The 10,856-nt window shown below is 38.5% G+C and carries 10 protein-coding genes; all 10 read left to right on the top strand.

Translation table 11 applies throughout. The features are described from left to right. The coding region (locus EV211_RS05115) for an amino acid--tRNA ligase-related protein (RefSeq protein WP_133528350.1) at nt 1–129 on the top strand (129 nt) is incomplete at its 5' end. A gap of 289 nt (nt 130–418) precedes the next feature. Further along, on the top strand, nt 419–928 hold the full coding sequence (locus tag EV211_RS05120; RefSeq protein WP_133528351.1) for a helix-turn-helix domain-containing protein: 510 nt from the start codon (nt 419–421) through the stop codon (nt 926–928). A gap of 137 nt (nt 929–1,065) precedes the next feature. Next, nucleotides 1,066–2,478 carry a zinc-ribbon domain-containing protein gene (locus EV211_RS05125; protein ID WP_133528352.1) on the top strand — a complete coding sequence of 471 codons (1,413 nt, stop codon included), beginning with the start codon at nt 1,066–1,068 and terminating at the stop codon, nt 2,476–2,478. Further along, nucleotides 2,479–2,658: a hypothetical protein gene (locus tag EV211_RS05130; RefSeq protein WP_133528353.1), complete on the top strand. Its 180-nt coding sequence runs from the start codon at nt 2,479–2,481 to the stop codon at nt 2,656–2,658. It abuts the gene before it with no gap. 520 nt (nt 2,659–3,178) lie between these two features. Beyond that, on the top strand, nt 3,179–4,003 hold the full coding sequence (locus tag EV211_RS05135; RefSeq protein ID WP_133528354.1) for a ParA family protein: 825 nt from the start codon (nt 3,179–3,181) through the stop codon (nt 4,001–4,003). Beyond that, complete coding sequence (locus EV211_RS05140) at nt 3,960–4,907, top strand: ParB/RepB/Spo0J family partition protein (protein ID WP_133528355.1); 948 nt, start codon at nt 3,960–3,962, stop codon at nt 4,905–4,907. The genes EV211_RS05135 and EV211_RS05140 overlap by 44 nt, the downstream gene beginning before the upstream one ends. Nucleotides 4,908–5,145: 238 nt before the next feature. Next, a complete protein-coding gene (locus EV211_RS05145) occupies nt 5,146–5,826 on the top strand; it encodes a hypothetical protein (RefSeq protein WP_133528356.1) in 681 nt (226 codons plus the stop codon). A gap of 79 nt (nt 5,827–5,905) precedes the next feature. Further along, nucleotides 5,906–10,147 (top strand): SpaA isopeptide-forming pilin-related protein, encoded by a 4,242-nt coding sequence (locus EV211_RS05150; protein WP_133528357.1) that lies wholly within the window; start codon nt 5,906–5,908, stop codon nt 10,145–10,147. A 145-nt stretch (nt 10,148–10,292) separates the two neighbouring features. Then, nucleotides 10,293–10,610: a hypothetical protein gene (locus EV211_RS05155; protein WP_133528358.1), complete on the top strand. Its 318-nt coding sequence runs from the start codon at nt 10,293–10,295 to the stop codon at nt 10,608–10,610. Nucleotides 10,611–10,625: 15 nt separating this feature from the next. Further along, entirely contained in the window at nt 10,626–10,856 is a 231-nt protein-coding gene (locus EV211_RS05160) for a hypothetical protein (RefSeq protein WP_133528359.1), read from the top strand.

Raw genomic sequence — 10,856 nt, forward strand, 5'->3', positions numbered from 1 at the left:
GTGGGACTTCCACCAACAGGCGGACTGGGAGTAGGAATCGACAGATGCATCATGCTCATTGTAGATGCACCATCTATAAGAGACGTAATGCTCTTCCCGACGATGAAGTCGCTGCCAAGCGATAAGTAGAGAAAACCCAGTGTTTATGCGGGGTTGAGGACTCGGATACAAGGCGAAAAATACCTATTTACATCAAATTTACATCAAATGATGTAAGTAAATGTGCAGAGGTCAAAAAATCGCATAATTTTGCAGAATGAATGGGCAGTCCTGAATGGGATTGCCCATTTTCAGAAGGAAGAGAAATATAAATCGTTGGTTCTAGAGCTAAAAGCAGTTATGTTAATATGCGTTGCTTGTGGCAATGGCTCATTTGTTCTTATAATGGAGCTATCAAAACAACTAGGAGGTATATATTATGCTCAATGAAAATATTAAAAAACTTCGAAAATCCAAAGGACTATCACAAGAAGAACTTGCCATTAAATTAAATGTGGTAAGACAAACTGTATCAAAATGGGAGAATGGCTTATCAGTTCCAGATTCGGGTATGCTAATTGCATTGGCAGATGAATTGGATACTTCTGTAAGCATATTGCTGGGAGAAACTGTAATGGAACCGATGACAGATGACCTAAAGTCAATCTCCGAAAAGTTAGAGGTGATTAATTTACAGTTGGCAAAGAGAAGCAGGGTCAAAGTAAAAACCATCCGTTGGATATTTACCTCGTTATGTGCGTTTATAGTGCTTGTATTTATTGTACTTGCGGCTATACAAAGTTCTTATCTAAGGTGGGATTATAATAATCCAGAGTTTGCAGTTGCAGGAACAATATTACATGGATTTGAATTTATCTTTGTGAGATTAGCACCACTTGCTTTCATTGCTTCTGTTATTGGAATCGTAATCACTTATAAGAAGAGATAGCTTCAAATTTATCAAATTACCCTTTGAGAGAGGACAATCCTTTTTCAAAGGGCTTTTTTATTTTATTGTGAATTCGCAGATTTCATAGAAAGTCCTTTTCTTCCTATAATGAAGCCATAGGAAGGAGAGGATTTGGTATGAGTAATCTTTTGTCAGAAGTACATCCAGAGCTTATTGCGGAATGGTCGGATAAGAATCTGCCACTTACTCCAGACAAAGTGACCTTTGGTTCAAATAAGATAATGTGGTGGAAAGGTTCTTGCGGACACGAGTGGCAGACAAGCATAAAGGCTCGTTCCAATGGGGAAGGCTGTCCCATCTGTTCAGGAGCTAGAGCAGTAGAAGGAATTAACGATTTAACTACATTAAGACCAGAACTTGCGAAAGAGTGGTCGAAGAAGAATAAAGACCTACAGCCGACGATGGTAACAATAGGTTCAAGTAAAAAAGTCATATGGAAAGGGAAATGCGGACACGAATGGATAGCCACTGTGAAAAGCAGAGCAATTAGTAAAACGGGTTGCCCTTATTGTTCTCATAATTCTATCTTGGAAGGGTTTAATGACCTTGCTTCCCAAAAGCCAGACCTTGCAGAAGAATGGTCGAAGAAGAATTATCCACTAATGCCTGATATGGTTACGGTATTTGCAAATAGAAAAGTATGGTGGAAGTGTAAGGAGTGCGGCAATGAATGGAACACCCTAATATCCACTCGTTCAGGAGGCAGTAAGTGTCCATATTGCAGCGGTCTAATTCTTCTGAAAGGATTTAACGATTTGAGTACAACATACCCTCAGATTGCGTCTGAGTGGTCAGAGAGGAATCTTCCTTTAGAAGCTGATATGGTAAATGCAAAATCAAGAAAGAATGTATGGTGGAAATGCAAGAAGTGTGGCAATGAGTGGAAAGCAGTGATACATTCTAGGGTGAATGGTTCTATATGCCCCGTATGTGCGGATAGAGAGGTTTTAAGTGGATATAATGACCTAGCAACTACAGACGCTCATTTGCTTTCTGAGTGGGATTTTGAAAAGAATACGAAGGTTCTGCCCACAGAGGTTTCGAGAAATTCAATGAAAATAGTCTGGTGGAAATGTTCTCTAGGACATTTGTGGAGAGGTAAAATCATTGACAGGACTATTGAGAAAAAGGGGTGTAAGGTCTGTGAAGAAGAATATTTAAGTGTCCTTCCCAGATTGCTGGTTATGTTTTACGCTAAGAGGAAAAATCTAAGAGTTTATAGCGATTATGACAAGATAATCGGTATTCCACTGGAGATGTACATAAGGGAAGAAAAGATAGCCATTGAAACAAGTGTGGGAACTGAAAAAATGGAGATATTAAAGCAGCACTTATGCTCCAAACAAGATATTAAATTGATAAAAGTGCCATATAAAATCGGAATGGATGAAGTAAGCTATGCTTCTAAGATAAAGAAAGCATTTCGCAGTATGTATATCTTCATTTCTTCCGATGAGGAAAAAGATGTACAATTCATTCGAGAAAGATTCTTTGAATGGAGAAAAGCAGTGCATAAGGAGGCGATTTGAATGAGAAAAACCAAGTATCATATTTATCTTGATGAAAAGGAATATAGGCAAGTGATGGAGTCGCTAGTTAATTTAAGGAATAATCTTATCACACAAGGAAAGTATACTGACCTTGCTGATGAAGTTCTATGTAAGCTGATAAACGCAAAGAAAAAGAAGATAAAAATTAAATATGTGTAAGTCTAAAGGCTGTCTGTTCTATATAAAAGAGCAGGCAGTTTTTTTATGCGAAAAAATATTTTCAAAAAAATTATTCGGAAATAGGTTGTCATATGGTAGTTCAATTCCAAACAAGTGAAGGGGTTCATTTGCAAAGACAGTTTGCAGAGCTTCTTCACTTGATATTTGACAATTGAATACACATTCACTAAGACTTTATTTCTGATGATTTTAGCTATGATATAAGGTACGCCGAGACCTCCTGTAAAGGGAGAGAGCGAGAAAATCATATATGAGTATTAGGTTGCCCCTAATATGGCGATGACAGTCAGAATGATAATGATACTTCTCTACGGAGCTGGCGAAGAACTCGGCAGAGGTGAGATTCCTATGAGGCAGATTAGCAGTCTGCTGCTTAGTGACTTCCTTATCAGGGGGTGTTGAGAACAAATACTGATAATAATTGCAGCCGATTCTGTCGGCTGTCTACATAGTCACAATATTTGTGGCTATTAAATCCAAAGAGAGGAGGAAGGACAAAATGTCAAATTGCAAAACGATTTCAATATGTAACCAAAAAGGCGGAGTGACCAAAATAACGTCAACGGTTAATCTTGGAGTAGGACTTGCTATGCAGGGAAAGAAAGTATTGCTGGTAGATGCAGACCCGCAGGGCGACTTAACGACTTGTCTTGGCTGGCAGGATACAGATAGCTTGGGTATCACGCTTGCAACGAAATTATCAGATGTAATGAATGAAACGATGAATGACCCGATTTCAGGTATTCTGCACCACGAAGAAGGGGTTGACCTGCTACCAGCAAATCTGGAACTGTCTGCGATGGACTTCAATCTTATGAATGCGATGAGCAGAGAAACAACCTTGAAGAATTATTTATCAGCAGTAAAGGATAAATACGATTATGTGTTAATTGATTGTATGCCTTCGCTTGGTATGATAACGCTTAATGCATTGTCTGCTTCAGACGGAGTGATTATTCCCGTTCAGGCTCAATACTTACCTGCAAAGGGTATGACGCAGTTGGTAAGCACAATCTCAAAAGTTAAGAAGTATATCAATCCCAATATAAAGATTGATGGAATACTGCTGACTCTTGTGGATAACCGTACAAACCTTGCAAGAAGTACCGTAGAAGCATCAAGAAACAGTTTTGGGAATCAGGCGAAAATATATCGTTCCCAAATACCAATCGCAGTGAAAGCAGCAGAAACATCATCAAAGGGGAAAAGCATTTATGCTTATGAACCAAAGAGTACGGTGGCAAAAGCCTACACTGATTTTACAAAGGAGGTGTTAGCTGATGGCAGGAAGAAAGAGCGACTTCACGCTTCCGACGCTCGATGATTTTTTTACGACACAAGAAATGCGAGATGAAGAAAAGGACGCAAAGATAAGAGACATTCCATTGACTGAAATTGATGAATTTCCAGACCACCCGTTTAAGGTTCGTGATGATGAAGATATGCTCAACCTTGTGGAGAGTATTAAGGAAAGGGGCGTTATTACTCCTGCTACTGTCAGGGAAAAAGAAGACGGAAGATTTGAACTTGTATCAGGACATCGTAGAAAAAGAGCCTGCGAAATCGCAGGAACAGAAACACTTCGATGTGAGGTTGTAGAGTTAAATCGAGATGAAGCTACCATATTGATGGTTGAAAGTAATTATCAAAGGTCGCAGATTCTCCCGTCAGAAAAAGCATTCGCATATAAAATGCGATTGGATGCAATGAAAAGACAAGCGGGTAGACCTAGTAAAAATAATTCGGACCCAGTGGGACCGAATTTATTAGGAAAGAGGTCTAATGAAGAATTATCTGATGAAACTGGCGACAGCACATCACAAATTAAAAGGTATATTCGTCTTACCTACCTTGTGCCAGAACTTCTGGAATTTGTAGATGATGGGAAAATAAAAATGCGACCTGCTGTTGAATTGTCGTATCTTGACGAAGAATGTCAAAGGGATATTGTGGAAGAAATTGATATGAGTGAGGCTACCCCATCACACGCACAAGCTATCCGTATGAGGCAGTTTGCCAGTGAAGGAAAACTGACTACAGAGGTTATCCAAGCGATTATGGGTGAGGAGAAACCGAACCAGAAAGAAAAAATCGTGCTTAGGGGCGATAGGGTAAGAAATCTAATCCCGAAAAATGTTCCAGTAAGCCAGACAGAGGACTTTGTGTGCAAAGCTCTTGAGCATTACAACAAGTTTTTGCGTAATAGAGCCGATAGGGATTCCAGATAGTTGCTTATTCCCCTTTCTCACACTCTAACCCCTATACCAGCAGTAAGATATATACCAGCCGAAATAATATATACTATCTCACTTATATATATCTATCTCTTGAATATAACTGTCTAATAAAAGGCAGGATTGGTACAAATGATTTTGTCTGGTACGATGAAAGATTCCCCATCGCAAAGTTGCTTATGGGCAGGTATGTCGATATGATAAACCAAAAACCATAAGGAGCGTGAATGCGATGAGAAAGTATTTGTTGGTGGGGAGCGTAATTGTTTGTATGGCTGTTTTTCTTGTTGGTTGTAACAGTCAGGCAGCCAAAGAAAGTCCAAAAGATGATTCCAAAGTGATTACTTCTTCTTCGGCTGGTGAGACAGATAAGACGACAGAAAGCAATAAGCCTACACAGACTAAGAAACTGCCAAAAACAAAGGCTAGAGAGGAATCTAAAGGCTCAGAGACAGTAATGAGCAACGAGCCACCATCAACGACAAAACAGACAGAAAAGCAAACAACAGCGAAGGTTACTTCTCCTGCCAAAAAAGAAGAACAGCCAAAGGTTAATGATTCTGCACAAAAAAAGACGGACCAGCCAAATCCAGAACCACCGAAGCAAGAACCAGTGCAAGAAGAAGCACCTGCACAAGCTGAACCAGTAGAGGAACAGACTGCAAGTTTTGATGTTAGTCCCTATGTGAATTATGCGATTTCCTATGCACAAAGCATTGGCTTAGATACGGGAACTATGGCTACTGATTGTTGGGACAATCCAATATCGGCAAATGCAGGAAAGAAGAACATTAAAGCTGATATTCAAAGCAGAATGAACAGATATAAGAATGTTGAAGGTTGTACTGGAGTATGGGTATGGACTACGAAAGAATCTGAATCAGATTATTTAATCTATATTGGCTATTACTAAAAATTAAATATTTGTATGATTGGAACGCACTATGAAAAAGATGGTGCGTTTCTTTTTATTTTAAGGAGGTCAACAAAGAATGACAAAAGGAAAGTTTAAGAAAATTGTGTCGTTTGCTATGGCAACGCTCATAGGCTTTTCAACCTTTGCAAGTGGAGGGACAACAGCATTTGCAGCAACGGGAGAAAAAGCAAGTATCTATATGGTCGATTACCCTCGGTCTGGAGATCCCAATAACAATGGAAAATGGGGACACAGTAGTATGACATATATGAATGGATGGCAAAGTGGCACAGCAGTTGCCACTGGTTTAAAAGCATTAGGTTCTTATTCGGGAACAATTGCTTATTGTATTGAACCAGGCGTCTCTCTCCATCAGGGAGATACAATGACAGAGAAAAATGAAAGTTACTTCAATAATCTTGATAGTAACAACACTGTATCAGGTGATGATATTCGGCTTTTGATTGGTCGTATTCTGACTTATGGGTATCGTGGCAGCATTAGTCTTGATTGGAAGTCACAAAATAATGATGACGCCAATAAGATTGCGGAGGCATATGCAACTCAGATATTGATTTGGGAGACAATCGTCGGAGAGCGAAATGCTTCATTTGGTCACGTCTCGCCGGGAAATCATAATGCTGTAAAGGAAGTTGTTAATTCAGCCCATCCTCTTAGAAGTAAGATTTTCAGCTATTACAACAGTATTGTTACAAGTGTTCAGAACCATACCAAAGTTCCCAGCTTTTGTACGAAATCATCAAGTAATGCAAAGGTCAACGAACTGGAGTGGAATGGCAGTAAGTATGTAACAACACTTACTGATAGCAATGGAGTTCTTGCTAATTACAATTTTACAGCAAGCGTAGATGGCGTATCATTTTCTACCAGTGGAAATAAATTGGCAATTTCAATGACAAAAGCACCAAGTAAGGAATTTACCATTACAGCTACCAAGAAAAACGCAAAGCGTAGAGGTGTAGTTGTGTGGTCTGATGGACAGAAAGGAAGTGGGATTCAAGATGTTGTCAGTTATTCGCAGGAGGTCAGTGACCCCGTAAGCGGTTATGTAAAAGCGAAAGTAAGTTATGGTTCTTGTGCTATTGAGAAAACAAGTGAAGATGGGATTGTTGATGGCATTCAGTTTACCATTGTTGGAGAAGGTGTGAACAAAACAGTAACCACAGCCAATGGCGGTAAGTTCCAATTAGATAACCTGCTTCCCGGCATTTATACAGTCACAGAGCAGAGCATTGATAAATATGAGCCACAGAACACGCAAAGAGTAACGGTTGTAGCAGGTCAGGTGTCGAAAGTAAACTTTAATAATAAGTTGAAAAGAGGCAATTTAAAAGTTGTAAAATCATCCGAGGACAATCTTGTAGAAGGCGTTAAATTTAAGCTATCTGGAAAGTCCCTATCTGGTGCAGATGTGAGTATGTTTGCGGTTACCAATAAAGATGGAGTTGCAACATTCGAGAATGTACTTATAAGCGGGACAACCCCATACACTGTGGAAGAAGTGGATACAGCAATTCGCTATGTTGTTCCAAAGAATCAGACAGCACCGATTAAGTGGAAAGAGGTTACAACTCGTGACTTTAGCAATATCCTTAAGAAATTTGCTGTTACAGTAACTAAGAGCGATAAAGAAAAAGGATTGCCACAAGGCAATGCAACACTTGCAGGGGCAGAATATGGCATTTATAAGGGAGAAACCCTTGTAGATACTTATACAACCGACAAAGATGGACAATTTACGACAAAAGAATATGTATGTGATTCTGATTGGACAATTAGAGAAATAACTCCATCAGAAGGATATTTACTGGATAAGACTATTCATAAAGTAGGAGCGGAAGCCAAGCTTTTTGAAATTGAACACAATCTTGTATCCAATGATGTAGTGGAGCAAGTAATCAAAGGCAATATTGCGATTATCAAGCATACAGACAATGGAGAAACGCAAATTGAAACTCCAGAGAAAGGCGCAGCTTTTGAAATCTATCTGAAGTCATCAGGAGGTTATGATAAAGCAAACGCTGATGAAAGGGACACAATCGAATGTGATGAAAATGGATTTGCTCAAACAAAAGATATGCCATATGGTGTATATACTGTTCATCAGACGAAAGGCTGGGAAGGTCGTGAAATGATGAAAGATTTTGATGTCTTTATTGCTCAGGATTCTCAGACCTTTCGCTATATCATTAACAATAGAAATTTTGAAAGCTTTATTAAAGTTGTAAAAGTAGACGCTGAAAGTGGGAAAAACATTCCATATGCAGGAGCAGGATTTGAGATTTATGACCCTCAGGGAAATAAAGTATCAATGACCTTTACTTATCCAACTCCGACAACAATCGACACATTCTACACAGATGCAGAAGGTACTCTTGTGACACCGCAGAAATTAGAATACGGAAAAGGTTATTCTCTTGTAGAAGTACAAGCACCTTATGGATATGTATTAGATAAAACTCCTGTAGCGTTTGATGTGACAGAAGATAATTCATCTGAGGAGGGTGGAATTAAGGTGGTTAAAGTTGAGAAAGCAAATACTCCACAGAAAGGCACAATTTCTGTAGAGAAGAATGGAGAAGTATTCTTCGGTGTAAATGTGTCTGGAGATGAGAATAGTGAAGTAATGTACCAGCCTGTCTATAAGGTTGAAGGAATGGAAGGTGCGGTATATGAAATTAAAGCACTTGAAGACATTATCACTCCAGATGGAACATTAAGATACGAAAAAGGGCAGTTGGTTGATACCATTACAACTACCAAAGACGGAGATGTTAAAAGTAAGAAACTATATCTTGGAAAATATTCTGTAACAGAAGTAAAAGCTCCTTTTGGAATGACATTAAGTGGAGAAACCCATAATGTAGAACTTACTTATGCAGGTCAGGAAGTAGCTGTAACAGAAACAGGAACAAGCTTCTATAATGAGCGTCAAAAAGTAGAAATCAGCCTTGAAAAAATCTTGGAGCAAAATGAGGAATACCACGTTGGAATGAATGGTGAAATTAAGAATATCAGCTTTGGATTATATGCGAATAAAGAATTAGTTTCATCAAGTGGTACTGCAATCCCGGCAGATGGATTGATTGAAGTAATTACTCTGTCTGAAGATGGAAAAGCAAAGATAAGTACAGACCTTCCACTTGGAAGTTACTATGTAAAAGAGATTGCAACAGATGAGCATTATATCCTAAGTGATGAAAAGTTCCCCGTAGAGTTTGAGTATGCAGATCAGGACACTGCTTGTGTGAAACTTGCTGTCAATGATGGAAAACCTATTGAAAATAAGCTGCTTTATGGAAGTGTCTCTGGTATGAAGGTTGATGAAAATGGAAAGGAACTTGGAGGTGCTTTAATAGGTATCTTTAAGTCAGATGAAACGAAATTTACGAAAGAAAATGCAATTAAGGTAACTACCTCTGAAAAAGACGGTAGTTTTTCTTTTGAAAAAATTCCTTTTGGAAACTGGATTGTAAGAGAAATTAAGCAGCCAGAAGGATTTGTCCTTGATGATACTTGCTATGAAGCGAATATTACAGAAAATGAGCAGGTTATAAAGGTGAAAATTGTCAATGAATATGTTTTTGGGAATATCAAACTTACAAAGGTAGATGCTGATTATCCAGATAACAAATTGGCGGGAGCAATTTTTGAATTATACAAGGATATAGACGGAAATGGAACACTTGATAAAAATGATGAGCTTGTTGGTGAACTTGGAGAAACAAGCGTTGGAATCTATGAGAAAAAGGTACTTCCATATGGAAAATATCTTGTGAAAGAGGTAAAAGCACCAGATGGATTTGTCCTTGATACAAAAGAGTACAGCGTATTTATTGAAGAAGATGAAAAAACTTATGAGATTGAAAACAAAGCAGGTGTTGGATTTATCAATGAAGCGATGAAAGGTACTTTGAAAATTCATAAGACATCTACAGACGGAAAAGTAGAAGGCTTTACTTTTAGAGTTACAGGTGTGGATGGATACGATAGAACCTTTACGACTGACAAAAATGGAAACATTGTTGTTAAAGATTTAAGAATCGGAGCATATAAAATTTCAGAAGTGAAAGATGATGTTTCGGTTGGATATATCCTGCCAGAGGATAAAAATGTGACGATTGAATACGACAAAACAGCGGAGGTTACAATGCACAACACGATTAGGGAAACACCGAAAACAGGAGATGATAGCAAAGCAGGACTATGGATTGCTTTAGCAGGCATTTCAGCTTTAGGACTTGGAATTGCTACGGGACTTTACCGCAGAAAGAAAAGAGAAGGGAGAGAAAACTAATGTATGTAAAATCAATTATTGCACTGGTTTTAGTCGCCTTTTTAGTGGGTGGCTTTATATTTTTAAAAATAAAAGATAAGAACAAATAGAAACACTTTGGGGCGGAGCGAAACACTTCGCCCTTTTTAAATTGAAGGAGGTCAATATGAATAATCCAAGTACCATCGAAGAAGTGGTTATTTCCGTTTTGGAAACAAGCACTGACGCTCGTAATGATGATATGAAGCTTTATCTTTTGGTGTGTGATAAAGTAAATCCTTTTGTGGGGAGTAATAATATTGGAAGTATCCCATTTGCAGTGATTATGAATATTTACAAGGAATTGAATTTACCACATTTTGAGAGTGTTCGCAGGTCAAGAGCAAAGATACAAGCGAAACACCCTGAACTGGCAGGAGACCCTGCTTGCAGAAAGGGAAGACGACAATTAGAAGGAATGTATAGAACATATGCGAAGATTTAGGAGGGAAAAAAAGATATGGCAAATGAGGTTACAATGCAGCAAAAAATAAAAGTGATTAGTAAACTTACTGATTCGGGCTGTGATACCGAAAAGAAATTAGCAAAACTAGATATGCCGAGTATTCTTAAAATCAAAGGAATCAGCATTCCCGATATGAATGTCATTATGAAGCTGCAAGAAACATCAAAAAGCGGAAAGCTTTATTCTTATTTATGTAGTGGAAGTGATGACATTGAAAAAAGCTAG

It is taken from the genome of Aminicella lysinilytica (assembly GCF_004362975.1).
GTDB lineage: Bacteria > Bacillota > Clostridia > Peptostreptococcales > Anaerovoracaceae > Aminicella > Aminicella lysinilytica.